This is a genomic window from Microvenator marinus (genome assembly GCF_007993755.1).
GTDB classification, from domain to species: domain Bacteria; phylum Myxococcota_A; class Bradymonadia; order Bradymonadales; family Bradymonadaceae; genus Allomicrovenator; species Allomicrovenator marinus.
On sequence record NZ_CP042467.1, the window covers coordinates 5,499,662 to 5,515,159 of the forward strand.

At 54.0% G+C, this 15,498-nt stretch carries 10 protein-coding genes and 1 pseudogene; 6 read left to right on the forward strand and 5 right to left on the reverse strand.

All coding sequences use genetic code 11. The annotated features are described in order from the left end of the window. Positions 1-87 precede the first annotated feature (87 nt). Both FRD01_RS22595 and FRD01_RS22600 read right to left on the reverse strand, forming a co-directional pair. Positions 88-2,439, reverse strand: a complete 2,352-nt coding sequence (locus FRD01_RS22595; protein ID WP_146963243.1) for a dynamin family protein — start codon at positions 2,437-2,439, stop codon at positions 88-90. After that, positions 2,432-3,835, reverse strand: a complete 1,404-nt coding sequence (locus tag FRD01_RS22600; protein ID WP_146963245.1) for a hypothetical protein — start codon at positions 3,833-3,835, stop codon at positions 2,432-2,434. Before FRD01_RS22600 ends, FRD01_RS22595 begins: the two co-directional genes overlap by 8 nt. Before the next feature lie 377 nt (positions 3,836-4,212). Here FRD01_RS22600 and FRD01_RS22605 point away from each other — a divergent pair, with 377 nt between their 5' ends. Together FRD01_RS22605 and mcrC are read left to right on the forward strand one after the other, a co-directional pair. Beyond that, positions 4,213-6,321: an AAA family ATPase gene (locus FRD01_RS22605; protein WP_249755835.1), complete on the forward strand. Its 2,109-nt coding sequence runs from the start codon at positions 4,213-4,215 to the stop codon at positions 6,319-6,321. Then, positions 6,321-7,433 (forward strand): 5-methylcytosine-specific restriction endonuclease system specificity protein McrC, encoded by a 1,113-nt coding sequence (gene mcrC, locus FRD01_RS22610; protein WP_146963247.1) that lies wholly within the window; start codon positions 6,321-6,323, stop codon positions 7,431-7,433. The genes FRD01_RS22605 and mcrC overlap by 1 nt, the downstream gene beginning before the upstream one ends. A 512-nt stretch (positions 7,434-7,945) precedes the next feature. Here mcrC and FRD01_RS22620 read toward each other — a convergent pair. After that, on the reverse strand, positions 7,946-8,392 hold the full coding sequence (locus FRD01_RS22620; RefSeq protein WP_146963249.1) for a helix-turn-helix domain-containing protein: 447 nt from the start codon (positions 8,390-8,392) through the stop codon (positions 7,946-7,948). An 80-nt stretch (positions 8,393-8,472) separates the two neighbouring features. Between FRD01_RS22620 and FRD01_RS22625 the strand changes: the two genes are divergently transcribed. Then, on the forward strand, positions 8,473-8,994 hold the full coding sequence (locus FRD01_RS22625; protein ID WP_146963251.1) for an McrC family protein: 522 nt from the start codon (positions 8,473-8,475) through the stop codon (positions 8,992-8,994). Positions 8,995-9,420: 426 nt separating this feature from the next. Beyond that, positions 9,421-10,225 (forward strand): annotated as a pseudogene (locus tag FRD01_RS22630) (virulence RhuM family protein). Between the two features lie 21 nt (positions 10,226-10,246). Here the strand turns inward: FRD01_RS22630 and FRD01_RS22635 are convergent. After that, positions 10,247-10,693, reverse strand: coding sequence for a helix-turn-helix domain-containing protein (locus tag FRD01_RS22635; protein WP_146963253.1), 447 nt, complete (start codon positions 10,691-10,693; stop codon positions 10,247-10,249). A 140-nt stretch (positions 10,694-10,833) separates the two neighbouring features. On the opposite strand from FRD01_RS22635, the gene FRD01_RS22640 reads away from it, so the two are divergent. Then, entirely contained in the window at positions 10,834-11,016 is a 183-nt protein-coding gene (locus FRD01_RS22640) for a hypothetical protein (RefSeq protein ID WP_146963254.1), read from the forward strand. Positions 11,017-11,176: 160 nt separating this feature from the next. Next, a complete protein-coding gene (locus FRD01_RS22645) occupies positions 11,177-12,127 on the forward strand; it encodes an Abi family protein (protein ID WP_249755836.1) in 951 nt (316 codons plus the stop codon). A 296-nt stretch (positions 12,128-12,423) separates the two neighbouring features. Here the strand turns inward: FRD01_RS22645 and FRD01_RS22650 are convergent, their stop codons facing one another. Next, on the reverse strand, positions 12,424-15,372 hold the full coding sequence (locus FRD01_RS22650) for a fibrinogen-like YCDxxxxGGGW domain-containing protein (RefSeq protein ID WP_146963258.1): 2,949 nt from the start codon (positions 15,370-15,372) through the stop codon (positions 12,424-12,426). Positions 15,373-15,498 lie beyond the last annotated feature (126 nt).

Sequence of the window (15,498 nt, forward strand, 5' to 3'; positions counted from 1 at the left end):
TTCCAAAGAATTCGAAGGTTTCATCAGTCCACGCGCCATAGTCGTACGGCGCCTTTAAGGCTCTGATGTTTTCCGCCACAAGATCCTTCATTTGAGCTTTCTCCAATCTTCGCCGTCTTGAACACGCTGACGCAGCTTATCTATACCTTTCTCATGTGATTCCACGATCCGGACTTTTACTTGAACACCTTTCTTGAGTTCCTTCAATCGGTCTTGCAGCTGCCGCCGGTACTCATTCACGCCAGCCTCCAGTGTCGACTCCAGTTCATGGTCAAACCCCTTGATGGATTCGACGAGCCACTCTCGGACGCTGTCCTCGAGATTTGATGTCTCAAACGAGCCTCCGAAGCTGGCCAGAATGGACTCATAACTGCCAAACTTCATTCCGCTAGCAGATTTCTCGATAGTTACCACCACACTCTTCGTGAAGAAGGGGATATATTTCCAACGTTGTTGTTTGACTATGTTGACCTCTTTCAAGGTCTCGCTCCAGCGCTCGATGTCGGGCTCAAAATGGATTCTTTGGATCTGCAATTTTGGAATGCTGAATTGGCGGTGAAAGAGGTCGCCAAGGCCCTTGAATTGATGACCATTCGCCGCAAGGATTTCATTTGCGTTCTTTCCCAACTGTTCAGCGATCTTTGTTTCTATTTCCTGCAGCAGATTTTCGAGTCGCTTACCCTGGATTTCTGACTCACGTACAAGTAGTCGATTGGCCGTATTCGTAAGCGCGCGGCTGAAAGCATTAAGGTCTTTCTTCGTTTGTTCAGCCTGGCTGTCTTCAATCTTTCCGCCGGTTTGGGAAATGGCGCCATACGGGCCAGCCATCAAGTTTCGCAAACTCTTCTGAAGCTCCTTTCCTCCGATACCATCGAGGAGTTCGTCGTGCCCACCTTCCTGAGTGCCGCTCTCCCAAGTGTAGGCCATCAAGCGGTCTAGCGGTTGTTTAACAATATCATGAAACACGGACCAGAGAGGCGCCGCATTCAATCCCAATCCGGAACTCAAAATTTCGCCAGCGTTTACGAGGTGAATTTGAAGATCTTCGTCCTCCGGCAGATCTCTCAATGGCCCGACTAGCCCTAACACTTCGGCTTGGCTTGCCATTAGTTGCTGGTTGATTTCTTCTAGTCTTTGCTGGGCGTCCTCTACCTCCTGCTCACGTAGCAATTTGAAAGTCGAAATCCGAGTATCGAGGAATCTGAGGACGTTTCGTGCTGGTTCGGACGCTTCCTGTACTAGGTGTGGAAGGAGAAGCTCGGGGAGATTCTTGGCGATATGGTCTCGCAGCGTGGCCTCAAATCTATCCAATCGTGCCCCTTTGGAACCAATCTGAACGAATTCCTTCTTTTCTTGGGCGGAAAAACGGGATGCGCTTCGCGGCAATTCGTTCAAGAACTCTCTTGGGAAAAGGGCGTTATAGTGTTTGTCGAGGTTGCTGATAGCAGTTTCTTGGCTCTCTGCAGAGCTGTTCGGATTATCAGCCATGAGTGTCATGAGCGCAGGTTCGCTGGAGAAGCCGAGTGGCAATATTTTCTTGATTTCATCTGCATACTCCGGAAGTGCCTCCCGTAGTTTCGATTGGACAGCGTGTGTGACCCGGTGCGTGAAAACCTTCTCGCTTTCCTCGGGGTTTGGGTCGGTCAGGAATGCATCAATTCTATTAAGGATGAACATCATTCGAGCGGGAGAGCCGCCTAGCACCTTGACTTGGTCGACCACCTGATTGAGCAACGCTGCTTGTTTGTTGGCGTCAGTCTCATAGGAGTTGTACGCCACAATACACATTGCTCCCTTCGCTTCACGCTTAACGACGTCTCCGTTAAGGTTATCGTCCACATACTTCAACCCAGGGAGGTCAAGGATACGTATCTTGCAGCCCTTTGGAAGGCCAAAGGCATCTGCATTAAGCCCGAGCCTCGTGGGCCACTGAACCGTGCATGAAGGAGGTTCAATCTCTTCGCATTCGTGAGGGGCCAGACCATCGAGGGCATTGCGATACGCCTCCATGAGCTTCGCAAGTCGGTCCTGAATTTCTTCGGCCGAAAGATCGGTCCACTCCCCCGTCTCCCACTTGGCGTTTTTCGTATCCGTTACTTTCAGTCGTCGGATCTGGTCGTGTTCGATTGTTACGACTCCAGCGCTCATCTCTTGAACTGCCTTAGGCAGGAGTGCATCGCCAACAAGTACGTTTGCAATCGTACTTTTCCCGGAGCTCGTTGTGCCGGTGGTGGCCAAAACCACGGTGGGTTGTTGCGCCTCCCGTTTCAGCCTGACTACTGAGTCCTTCAGCTTTTGAAGCTCTTGACGTACTTCGGGCAGGGAGGTTTCCAAAGCGGCTTCAATATCAGGGACGAATTCCTCGAAAGCTTCCGTGGCCCGGTCCCATTGGAGTGCCACGTTCATCAGCAAGGTCCCTACAGAGCTCTGGTTAGGCATAGCTGACCTCCGCTTCTATCCTGGAATTCCAGTCTTCCTTTGAGAGAAAGTCTAAGACCGTCTCGAATTTCTCTTGGTCGAGAGATTTGGTTCCAAAAACCTGCTCGACAGCTTGCGCAGAAACCGTCATGCGGCCGATAGTGGTTCCGCTCAACTCGTTCCAGGCAGCTTGTGAGCGCAAGCTTGGAAACTTGTACTCGCTTTCAAGCGAATTGCTGCCACTAAGACTGAAGTCACTCAGCTTCTCGCGTAGAGAATTCATTCCATCATCCCAATGCAGCAACTGCTCGGCAATGAAAGGCTCCATGCGAGTGCTGCCATCGGCGTCCACAATCTCCACGTACGTCACGAGGTTTTCTGACAAGGAGCGCCGCAAGTAGACATAGTGTGCAATGAGCTCGGCATTACCAAACGTTACTTGAAGGAAAGGTCCGTCAGAAAGTGCACGGATCTCATCGGCAATCTGCGTGCGAAGCTCCATCAGGGTGCTGTGTTTAGCCTCTGGTGCTTCATTCAGAATTGTTCGGGCATCGATCTCCTGACGCAGTGCCATGACTTGCCCGATAAAATAGGGCAGTCGTTGAGGATTACCTTTTTCAAGAGTGTTGATTCGAGTAGCTAACCAAGCCTGAAGTTCTATCGACTCTCGAACGATTCCTCTCAAATCGCTCTCGACTGCCTCGTCTCCGATCGCAATACGGTTTGTTACCGCTTCATAGTAGGTGTAGACCTTCCTCAATTGAGTTTCGAGGTCCAGCGCCTCCTGCCGCACAGTTTGATTCGCGATTGCGTCCAGAATTCTCTCGACACCGATTTCCACTTGTTTCGACAACTCCTCAATTGCTCCTGCCAGTTGCCCCTGTTGCTCAATAATTACACCGAGAAGTGCGCTGTTGTAGTTGATCAAATCGCTGAGTTGTTGCGTTGAGGCGTAGACAAGATCTTCGATGCGGTCGAGACGATAGCCAGTTTCAATACCCTGAGCCAGAACCACGTTTTCTAGATTGGCGATGCTTGTCTTGATCTCGCCGAGTTCACGTTTCGTGTGCTTTTGCATTTGATGCACCTTCCAAAGGGTCGCAACACCAACCCCAAGACCAATAAGCCCAACACCCAAACCCAAACTGCCGACCACCAGTCCCGCCTTAGCTACAGCCAAAGACTTGGTCGCCACACTAAGCGTTTTGAGTCCTACGGCAAGATTGGAAGCGCTGAGTAGTCCCTGAAGGGGCGCTGCTCCTCCCATTGCCATTTTTGTCCCTGCGGCAACCACATGTGGTAAGAACTTCCCACTAGCGAGATGTCTCGTTCCCCATCCTCCGCCCTTTGCGAGTTCAACCACGTAATCAGCTGCAACGCCACCAAGCCAAAGTTTCGGTCCAACACCAGGTAACATTCTGCCTCCTTAACCTAAAGCGCTCCAAACTCCGAACCTTTGAGGGAAATGGGAGTGCTGACAAATAAGTAGAATCGTTGTCGACGAACGATCTCACCTGTGAGCATCATGTCAATCGTGAATTGACTCCAAAGAACAACTTTCTTATTCGACGGTACGTATCATGCCGTGTTTGGTGTTTCTCTCCCAAAAGATTGGGGGCCGAGAGCATCGGATTAGGCACCTGTGTTCTCGAACGTACGAAAGCGACAGTGCCTCCAATTGGCCAGACGTTGAGATCTACGTACTTGAATCGCTTTGCAGATAGCGATGTGTTGGTTGACATGGTGTAGTCTTGCGCAAACACTGGCTGTAAATCTCTCATAATGCAGGGTGATATGAGTAACGATGAGCCACGGGCGAAACATTGGTTGGTAAACACTGTCTCGCAGAAGAAGGAATACCTAGACGAGTTCGTGGAAGAAGGAGTTTGGCGCCTTCTCGGACCGTCTGCTAGGAATCGTGAGTTGGTGAAGTCGATGAGGGCCGGAGACCGGATTGCTGCCAAGACTACCTTTGTGACGAAGGCGGGCGTGCCATTCGACAACAGGGGAAATCCGGTTTCAGTGATGCGTATCAAGGCAGTGGGAACCGTTGTGGAAAACTCAGGCGATGGCGAGTCGGTGAAGGTTGAGTGGGAGATCCAGGAGCCAGCCCGCGATTGGTACTTCTTCACTTACATTCATCACGTCGCTTTGCTCGAAAGGAGTACTGGTCTTACTCCCGACCTGATTCGTTTTGTCTTTGAAGGAGAAGAGCAGGATCTTGATAAATGCCTGAGTCATCCGTTCTGGCACGATCGCTACTTGGACAAATTCGCGTGGACCCAGTTCTTTGAGGATTTTGCCACAACGCTACTCAGCTATCGCGAAGATCGCTCCGGCTTGCTTCAAAAGCTAGTTTCCGTGGATGGTACGACACCAAGATTTAGTCTGATTGATCGCTTCTCCGATGGGACTCAGGGGGTACTTAGGGATATATGCCCCTTTACCACGATGGGGGTGTTCAACCGCACGATGACTTGGGAGAATCGGTATCGCATTGGTAAGGCGCTCGCTGAAGTACTCGAGGTTCCAGGCGCACCACCCAAGGGGTTTACGGGAGTGCCGTGCCTCAACAACCAGAACACGTATTTTTTCCCTTTTGCGCACGATCGTCCCGATGACCACATCGACAAACTCTGGCACGTGTTTGAATGTGGACTTGCCTTCGCGGACTCCGAGGGAACACAAGGGCGTGAGGAGTTTATCCGGGCGTTTGACGAGGCCAAGAAGCTCAAGTTCGTGCATTGGAATCTGACTTTTGGCCTCTATTGGGCGCGTCCTTGGTTTTTTGTGGGGCTCGATTCGCCGAACCGTGAGTTTCTCTCGAAAGTCTTCCGCATTCCTCTCAAGAAGGTACCTTCCGGCAAGGAGTACGTTGAACTTCTCGAAAAGTTGAAAGGCTACTTTGTGATGGAGGGCTGCCCCGTGGATTCGTTCCCGGCACTCGCGATGGGCGGCGACTTTAAGCCATTTCCCCCGATTTCAACGCAGCCCGAAAGAGACAAGGTGGTGGTTATGGTCGAGTACGCAGCGCAGGACATTTTGGATGAGGGGTGTTTTCTTCCTCTGGAGCAAATTGAGAAATTGCTGAAAAGAGTGCGGAGCAAGAAGAACCTGATTCTCCAAGGTCCTCCGGGTACCGGTAAAACATGGCTCGCGCGCCGATTGGGCTACGCGCTGGTGGGTGAAAGGGAAGAGGCTAAGGTTAAGTCAGTGCAGTTTCATCCGAACCTCTCCTACGAGGACTTTGTGCGCGGTTACAGGCCGAGTGGGGAGGGAAAGCTGGTCACGGCTGACGGAATCTTCATCAACATGGTCAACACGGCGCTCGCAGACCCTGAAAGCAACTATGTCTTGGTTATCGAGGAGATTAACCGCGGAAACCCGGCTCAGATTTTCGGTGAGTTATTGACGCTGCTGGAGGACTCAAAACGTCATGAGTCGGAGGCGATCGAACTCACCTATGCTGACCAAAACGGGGAGCGACGAGTCTATGTGCCTGAAAATCTGTATGTCATTGGGACCATGAATCTGGCAGACCGCTCACTAGCCTTGGTGGACCTAGCCCTTCGTCGCCGCTTTGCGTTTGCCGACCTAAAACCTGAACTTGGGTCTCAATGGCGAGCCTGGGTCCAAGCCATGGGACTTTCGGAGCCAATTGTGGAAGAGATTGCCAGACGCATGTCGGACTTGAATCAGATGATTGAGGACGACACGCGTTTGGGTAAGCAGTTTAGAGTAGGGCACAGCTATGTCACGCCATCGGTGGAGCTCTCGCATGAGAGCTGGACGTGGTTTCAAGACGTCGTCGAACACGAGATAGCGCCGCTACTTGAGGAATATTGGTTCGATAGCCCCAAGGACTTCAAAGTGGCGGTTGAGCGTCTTAAACAGCCTTTCTGATGGAGCTTGCTCACGATAACGCTTTTGTGGGTCGCATTCCGGTGCGTAACCTCTGGTTGCTCATGCTCTACGCGTCCGACTTGTTCGGGCTGCAGCGGGAGTTGGGCGAGGTGAGCTTTGAGGAGGAGCCGGACGAGCTGCCGGATTTGGTGGCGCGGATTCTGGTGGACATCGTCGACCGCCGCATTCGCCGCCAACTCAATCGCGGCTATCAGACTCGTCGCGAAAACCTCACGCGTGTGCGTGGACGTATCGATATGCTCAAAACCGAGCGCCACTCGCTCCTGCAGCGTGGCCTTGTGGCGTGTGAGTTCGAGGAGATGACCATCGACACGCCGCGCAATCGTTTTGTGCTCCACGCGCTGCAGACGATTGGTGTGCTGGTGAAGAATCAGGACCTCGCGCATGAATGCCGTGTGCTCGCTAATAGCCTGAAGTTGATGGGAGTGTCGGGCATCGCTCCTACGCGAAAAGTAATCGACGGTGAGCGCTTTGGGAGGCACGATGCGGCGGATAGGTTGATGGTTGCGGCAGCCAAGTTGGCAGTGGATTTGGCGATGCCCACCGAGTCCCTAGGGAGCCACCAGATGGTGCTGCCGGACCGAGAGGGGCATTGGGTCAGGAAACTCTTTGAAAAGGCAGTGGGTGGCTTCTACGCGGTTGTGCTGCCTTCTGAGTGGAGGGTGAAGCCGGGCCGGAAGCTAAGTTGGCAGGTGGAGGACCCGAGCCCCGGCATTCTGAGCGTTTTGCCCAACATGGTGACGGATATCGTCCTGGACCATACGCCGAGCGGGCAAAGGCTCGTCATCGACACCAAATTCAACGATATCTTCACCAACGGACGTTTCGGCAACACGTCTTTGAGGAGTAAGTACATCTACCAGATGTACGGGTATCTGATGTCACAGACGGGGCGAGGCAAACCTAAGTGGGATAGCGCAAATGGACTTTTGTTGCACCCGGCGGTGGGTGCCATGGTGGATGAGTGGGTCACCATTCAGGGACACACGATTCGCTTCGCCACCGTGGATCTGACCGCTTCGGCGGCAGTAGTCCGCACGCAACTGCTCCGCGTCATCGAACCCGCGGGCTCAGCGCTCTTGCTCTGGTAGCGTTTGGTCTTTCAAACTTGGACTTTGTCACTCAAAAGTTCAATGATATTCTGGGACCAAGTGGATTGGGAGAACCCGGTGGTCGTCTTTGCTTCGGTGAGTTCATCGGGGCTTTTCGCGTTCTTGGGACACTCAATTTCGAACGGTGGAGATATGCAAAAGTCAGAAGCAGAGAGCGTGACTACATGACAAACTCGACCCTTCGTGAGCGGTTTGGCATAGATGTGAAGAACAGTTCGATGGTGTCCAGAATCATCAAGGATTCCTTGGATGTCGGACTGATTCGCTGCCATGATGACGAAGTCGGAAGCCGCGCTCGGAAGTATCTTCCTAGCTGGGCGTGACTTTCGTCCATTGGTTGACTGTTGTTTGACTGGAGGTAGCCAAACATGAGTCCGCGCTTTCATAAGTATAGATTTTGCAAATACTTATGAGATTCTCGTTGTTTGACCGTTGTTTGACTGAGAAAGGCAAAACTGCCGTTAGACTGCACGAAGACAACCTCAGCTGTCTCAGTAGTCCTGTTCTAACTCTTGCGCCTGGTCCGCGAGTTCTTGGAGAGCGGCGCGACTTCGTTCACGGCTCTTCTTTCGATACGCCATGAGATCACTCATTTTGATTCGACGATGGGTTCCAACCTTGTGATAGGGAATTGCACCAGCCTCCAGTTGTTGAACCACGTGGGGACGCGAAACATTCAGGACGTCAGCGGCCTCTTGTGTGGTGAGTTCGGCGTGATGCGGCACCACCGTCACGGCATTGCCATTCGCGAGTTCGGCGAGGACATCGGTCAGAACTTCAAACGCTGCGAACGGAATCGATACCTCAAGGTCTCCAATTTTCAAGGAAACCTTTGCTGCGCTCCTCCTTTGGTCTTCAGAGTCACCCGTGATTAACCGGAGCGCTGCTTTTGCCTCTTGTGCTTCATCCAGGGTCGGTATTTCTATTGCGGAGCTCATATGACTCCCCTCTTCTTGTCGAGTGTTAGAGGAGACAGGAACGCGCAGCCAACCTGACGCGCGTTCGGGGTCGAATCGATATGCTCAAGACCGAGCGCCACGCGCTGCAGACGATTGGTGTGCTGGTGAAGAATCAGGAACTCGCGCATAGATGCCGTGTGCTCGCTAATGGCCTGAAGTTGATGGGTGTGTTGGGCATCGCTCCTACGCGCAAAGTCATCGACGGCGACCGCTTTGGGAGGCACGATGCGGCGGATAGGTTGATGGTTGCGGCGGCCAAGTTGGCGGTGGATTTGACGATGCCCACCGAGTCACTGGGAAGCCACAAGATGGTGTTGCCGGACCGAGAGGGGTATTGGGTCAGAAGACTCGTTGAAAAGGCTGTGGGTGGCTTCCACAAGGTTGTACTGCCTTCTGAGTGGAGGGTGAAGCCGGGCCGTAAGCTAAGTTGGCAGGTGGAAGACCCGAGTCCTGGCATTCTGAACGTTTTGCCCAACATGGTGACGGATATCGTCCTGGACCATAGTCCGAGCGGGCAAAGACTCGTCATCGACACCAAGTTCAACGATATCTTCACGAAGGGGCGGTACGGCAACACGTAGACCTCACCGCTTCGGCTGCCGAGATTCGCGCCCAACTGCTCCGCGTCATCGAACCCGCGGGCTCAGCGCTCTTGCTCTGGTAGCGTTTGGTCTTTCAAACTTGGACTTTGTCACTCAAAAGTTCAATGATATTCTGGGACCAAGTGGATTGGGAGCACCCGGTTGTCGTCTTTGCTTCGGTGAGTTCATCGGGGCTTTTCGCGTTCTTGGGACACTCGATTTCGAGCTGTGAAGATTGGGACCAAACTTCGATTCCAATAGGGAGAAGGTAGGATGAGAGAGGATGATGGCACGTCGTCGGAGCTGATCCTGTATCAGACTCAGGATGGGGGAACTCGGATCGAGTGCCGATTGGAGAATGAAACAGTTTGGCTTTCTCAAAAGCAAATGGCCGACCTCTTTCAAGTCACGCCACAGAACGTCACCATGCATATCAAGGCGATCTACGCCGAGGGAGAATTGGAGGAAACAGCAACTTGTAAGGATTTCTTACAAGTTCGAAGTGAGGGAAATCGTTCGGTTTCTCGCAATGTCAAGCACTACTCCTTGGAGATGATCTTAGCCGTGGGTTATCGCGTCCGCAGTCACAGAGGCACCCAGTTTCGCCAGTGGGCAACCGCCCGGTTGAGCGAGTACCTCATCAAGGGCTTCACCATGGACGACGATCGGTTGCGCGATCCGAGCCAGCGAACGGCGCTTTTACCAGAAGGTTCTGGACATCTATGCCACCAGTACTGACTACTCTCCACGTGCGGAGCAATCACAAATCTTCTTCGCGACGGTGCAGAATAAAATGCACTGGGCGACGCATGGACACACCGCCGCCGAACTCATTGTTGCTCGCGCGAATGCAGACGAACCATGGATGGGAATGCAGAGCACCCGCCCTGGTGGTGTGATCCGCAAGAAGGACGTGACGATTGCAAAAAACTACTTGACCGAGGACGAGCTAAAGGTGCTGCATCGGATTGTGAACGCATACATTGAGTTCGCGGAACTCCAGGCTATGGAGCGCAAACCGATGACTATGCAGGGATGGATCGACAAGCTAGACCAGTTCCTTACGTTTTCTGGCCGGGAACTACTCGATCACGCTGGCAAGGTGTCTGCTGAAGCTGCGAAGGTGAGGGCTGAGCATGAGTACCAAAGATACCAAGCCCTCGAAGACGCCAAACCGCGAGCGATTGATAGGGAGTTCGAGCAAGCTGTTAAGCGGTTGAAGGGGGATTGAGGAATCACAACCTCAGGTTTCTCAGTAACCCAGTCCTAACTCTTGCGCCTGGTCCGCGAGTTGTTGGAGGGTATCGCGGCTTTGTTCACGGCTCTTCTTTCGATACACCATGAGATCACTCATTTTGATGCGACGATGCGTTCCAACCTTGTGATAGGGAATTGCACCAGCCTCCAGCTGTTGCACCAGGTGGGGACGCGAGACATTCAGAATGTCAGCGGCCTCTTGTGTTGTGAGTTCGGCGTGGTGCGGCACCACCGTCACGGCATTGCCATTCGCGAGTTCGGCGAGGACATCGGTCAGAATTTGAAACGCTGCGAACGGAATCGAAACCTCAAGGTCTCCAATTTTCAAGGAAACCTCTGCTGCGCTCCTCCTTTGGTCTTCAGAGTCACCCGTGATTAACCGGAGCGCTGCTTTTGCCTCTTGTGCTTCATCCAGGGTCGGTATCTCTATTGCGGAACTCATATGACTCTCCTCGTTTCGTCTCAAAGCACAGTAGGAAGCCACCAGATGGTGTTGCCGGACCGAGAGGGGCATTGGGTCAGAAAACTCTTTGAAAAGGCTGTGGGTGGCTTCTACAAGGTTGTACTGCCTTCTGAGTGGAGGTGAAGCCGGGCCGGAAGTTAAGTTGGCAGGTGGAGGACCCGAGCCCTGGCATTCTGAACGTTCTGCCCAATATGGTGACGGACATCGTCCTGGACCATAGGCCGAGCGGGCAAAGGCTCGTCATCGACACCAAGTTCAACGATATCTTCACGAAGGGGCGGTACGGCAACACGTGGACCTGACCGCTTCGGCAGCAGAAATCCGCACGCAACTGCTCCGAGTAATCGAACCCGCGGGCTCAGCTCTCTCCTAGTTTTTTCACACAAACGACTCCTTTTTTCCTTGGTGCACGTATTATTCACCAAGGCTACAATTCCACCAATGCACGGGACGAGTGATGCCTTGAAGAACGTAAAGCCATGGAAGTCTCTTGATGATCAGATCGCCATTCTGAAGGGGCGTGGCCTGACTATCGAAGATGAAAATGCAGCGAAGGACTATCTTCGACGAATCGGATATTACCGGTTGAGTGGGTATTGGTATCCGTTTCGCGAGATGAACTCTCAGCACTTGGGAAAGAATCCCAGCCGATTGGACACTTTTATCCATGGGAGCCGATTCGAGGATGCGGTCAAGCTTTATGTGTTCGACAAGAAGCTTCGTCTATTGGCCATGGACGCCCTTGAGCGTATCGAGATGGCACTGCGTGTGGATGTTGCTCATCTCCTCGGGAAGCACCACCCCTGCGCGCATCAAAACCCGCGACTGCTTCACGGGAGTTTCGTCAAAAGGCCGATCAAGAAAAAAGGCCCGCATTTTGGCAAAACCGAGCATGAAGTTTGGTTAGAAAAACACGAGGAAAAAACCAAAAAGTCGCGAGAACCGTTCATCGAACATCACAATCGTTTCTATAATGGCTGTATCCCGATTTGGGTTGCGATAGAGATCTGGGATTTCGGGATGTTGTCCCGACTTTTCGCGGGAATGCGCTATCCCGACCAAGACGAAATCGGAGCTCGATATGGGGTGAAGGGTGAGACGATTGAGCAATGGTTAAGAAGCCTTAACTTTGTCCGAAACGTCTCGGCGCATCACAGTCGTCTCTGGAACGCGAACATTGTTGAGGTTTCGGCTCCACACGTGCTCTTTCCCAAGGTCCCCAACTCTCGGGCATTCATGTACTTCTGCGCAATGAGTCACTTACTTTCCGTGATTTGTCCGAACACCAGCTGGCAATCTAGGTTCGTCGCACTTATGGAAGAGTTTCCGGAAGTCCCCAACGAATCTGTGAAACCTGAGGATATGGGCCTAGTTGAGGGCTGGAAGGAATGGCCGATTTGGGCCAAGAAATGAAAACCGACGCGTACACAATGTGCAGAGGCGCCGGTCGTATTGATTGAAGTGTTAGCAAAATCACGGTCGCTGTCAACTGATTTTTCACAACGTCAAGAATCGCAGCCAAAGATGTCCAACAGGTTGTTGCGTTTTGGCCGTCTCGAGTCCAAACGTGTTAGCCAAAGTGAAACAGGCGAGCGCGTTGGATATCTGCTTCGTCAATGCGATTGCCGTCTTGATCGGCTAGTATGACGTCTCATCATGACGAGCGTTTTTGCAAAATGAACCACGCCCCCTCTCTCCCTGAAACGTCACTATCGCACCCACAGGGCTCCGTTTCCGGAGCTTGCGTGGTGCAAACGAAAGCAACCGTTGTGATTGTCTCCGTTGTACTGCAAGAAGTCGTGTAGTGGGTAGGAGCCACCACCGTAGTCGGCTCCTCCCCAAACAACAGACGTTGGTGTTTCCCATGCGTTGGCAACTACGCAAGCGTAGTCGTCACACGAGTAGCGATATGTGAACATCAGAGTGCCTTCGCGTGCTTGCGAGTCCCAACCGTTCTCATAACGCAAAAAGTCAGACACACCATCGCAATCCATTCGATATACGCTTTGTGCTGTATTCGTGGCACTAATCGCGTTGATTTGGGTGTCGGATAGCTTGGCTGAGAATGATTGATTGGGTCCGGTGAGCATGCCCACGGCTGATCGATTGACGTGAGCGCGGTCGGTATCTCGCATCACCGCTCCTAAGGACCATCCCCCACCGTTCGTAGTCATGTCGCAATAAGCGTTAAACGGGTTAATGGGGCCGGAACCGTCCGGATCAATTTGATAGACTCCGCTTGGAGTGGTTGGAGACTGATTCTTGAGGTCCAGACAACTGGTAGGTGGTGTGGCGGACACCGATGACGAACCCGCTGGGCCCGCATTTTCGCCATCAAAGGGTGTGACTCGGCATTCCCAAGTTTCGGCATCGCTCGTTGCAGAAGCCGGGACCGTGGCAGCCGTGTAGCCCGTAGATTGGCCGTTCCTCCACCATGCGTACGTGTAGGTGATGCTATCTTGGTCGGCATCGGTTGAAGGTACTGTGATCTGGCAGACGAGGTCGTCCGTGGACGCGGGTTGGGCGGGCGAAATGGCCACGGTTGGGGCGCTCGGTGGAGTGTTCAGGATGTTGAGGGACTGTGTGCCGGTGCCGCTTGTGGCGGTCCCGTCAGAGGCTTTAACAAGGCATGTCCAGTTCTCGGCTTTGGTGGTGGAGGCGGAGCTTACCACCTGGGTGGTGTTGGCGGTTGCCACACCGTCTTGCAACCACGAGTATTCATACGTTATCGGGTCGCCATCAGGGTCCACCGACGCCGTCTGGACCGAGCATACGAGGTTGTCGGTGGTTCGCGGAGCGGTGGGTGAAATGGCAGGTTGTGGGGTGCTCGGTGCCGAGTTTTGGATGGTAGCCGACGCGGTTGCTGGCGGGCCGCTCAGGCTTCCGTCGGAGGCGGTGGCGGTGCATTCCCATATCTGGCCTCTTGCGGTGTTGGACGCGCTCAATATGGCCCCGGTATTGGCTATGGGCGCGCCGTCTCGCCGCCATGCGTACGTGTACGTCAACGTGTCACCATCCGGGTCCGTGGCCGCTGTGACGATGTCACAGCTGAGGTCTTGAGTGGTGTTCGGCGAGCTTGGGGTAATGGCGGTTGTGGGGGCGCTTGGGGCTGTATTGAGGATTGTGGTCTGCACTTCGGTTGCAGGGCCGCTCAAGAGCCCGTCGTTTGCGCGCACCGCGCAGGTCCAGACTTCGCCCTTGCTTGTCTGAGAAGACGGAACTGTGGACGCCGTAAGGCCTGAAGGAGCGCCGTTGACACTCCAGCTGAAGAGGTAGGCGAGCGTGTCGCCATCGGCATCAGTCGCCGGAGTAACAACTTCGCACGTCAAGTCATCGGCTGTTCGCGCCGTGGCGGGGTTGATTGAAGCTTGCGGCGCGCCAGGCGCTTCGTTGACGATGACGCGGGTGGCGCTCGCGGTTGGGCCGTGATCGGTGCCATCATTGGGCGTTACTTCGCATGTCCAGGATTCGCCCTTGGCGGTGGCGCTTGCTGGTAGGGTGGCCTCGGAGTACGAGGTCGGCGAGCCGTTTTTCAACCACCGGTACGTGTAGGTGAGCTCGTCTCCGTCCGCATCGTTTGCAGGCGCGATGAGCTGGCAATTGAGGTCCACCGAGGTTGTGGAGGAGGGCGGCAGAATTTCCACCTGAGCTGCGCTTGGCGGCGAGTTTTGGATGGTGGTGGAGATAGTGGCTTCTGGGGAGTCGGCTTCGCCGTCATTGGCTCGGGCTACGCACTCCCAGGCTTGGCCGCGCTCGGTTTGGTCGGCACCCAACGTTGCGCCGGGCACCACCGAGGCTCCCAAACGCCATTCGAACGTGTAACTTAGCTCGTCTCCGTCCGCATCGGTGGCCGGGGTGGCGACATCACACACGAGGTCTGAGCTGCTCGTGGTAGGGTCTGGCGAAACTTGCAGGGTAGGGGCCTCGGGCGGCGTGTTGACGATGGCCACGGCAGCCGAGGCTTGTGGCTCGCCGTCTTCGATGCCGTCGTTCGGAGTGATGATGCAACGCCATTCCTGTCCTTTGGACGTGAGTGAGGCGGGGATTTCATCTGTGTTGTGAGTGGTCGGTGCACCGTCCAGAGTCCAGGCGAATTGCAGGCTCACTTCCTGGCCGTCTGGGTCTGAGTTGGTCGTGGGCACACATCTGAGCGGTGCGTGAGTGCGCGGTTCTGCGGGCTCGATCACGGGTGCCTCCGCTTCTGGAGGGCGATTGACGATCTGCACGCTGGCGCCACCGATTGGCCCTTCGATACCGTCCGCCACGGGAGTGACCTTGCATGTCCACGATTGTCCAGGCTCGGTTCTGGAAGCCGCGACCGCCGGAACATTGATGGCCTGATCGGTGCCGTCCACTTCCCACGCGTAGGTGTAGGTGACCGACGCTCCTGATGGTGCCACAGATTCGGTCACGACCTCGCAATTGAGTTGGTCTGAGGTGAGAGGCTCTAATGGGGTCACCAGTACCACCGGTTCTGAAGGTGCATCCGGTTCGGGACCCGCATCCGGTTCGGGACCTGCATCCGTTTCTGAGCCATCGTCTTCTTCTGAGCCCATATCAACCGGTGGTTCTTCTGTTTTCCAATCCCTTGCTGGATTAGATTCGCTACAAGCCATCCAAGTCAGGGCAGACAATACCAATAAGATTCTAGCCGTCATTCTTCCTCCATCCCGAGGTGAAGTTCCAAGGTGTTTTGAGATTTTTAGGATACTATCACAAGGTTCGGCACGATATGTGCCGGTGTCTCAGATTCTTCTCGTCTGCCTGACGAGGACGCAGCCTTC

Excerpts from the sequence above, each read along its gene's own strand:
- mcrC (WP_146963247.1), top strand. The coding sequence starts at position 6,321 with ATGGAGCTTGCTCACGATAACGCTTTTGTGGGTCGCATTCCGGTGCGT.
- FRD01_RS22625 (WP_146963251.1), top strand. The coding sequence starts at position 8,473 with ATGCTCAAGACCGAGCGCCACGCGCTGCAGACGATTGGTGTGCTGGTG.
- FRD01_RS22650 (WP_146963258.1), bottom strand. The coding sequence starts at position 15,372 with ATGACGGCTAGAATCTTATTGGTATTGTCTGCCCTGACTTGGATGGCT.
- FRD01_RS22620 (WP_146963249.1), bottom strand. The coding sequence starts at position 8,392 with ATGAGCTCCGCAATAGAAATACCGACCCTGGATGAAGCACAAGAGGCA.
- FRD01_RS22595 (WP_146963243.1), bottom strand. The coding sequence starts at position 2,439 with ATGCCTAACCAGAGCTCTGTAGGGACCTTGCTGATGAACGTGGCACTC.
- FRD01_RS22635 (WP_146963253.1), bottom strand. The coding sequence starts at position 10,693 with ATGAGTTCCGCAATAGAGATACCGACCCTGGATGAAGCACAAGAGGCA.
- FRD01_RS22605 (WP_249755835.1), top strand. The coding sequence starts at position 4,213 with ATGAGTAACGATGAGCCACGGGCGAAACATTGGTTGGTAAACACTGTC.
- FRD01_RS22600 (WP_146963245.1), bottom strand. The coding sequence starts at position 3,835 with ATGTTACCTGGTGTTGGACCGAAACTTTGGCTTGGTGGCGTTGCAGCT.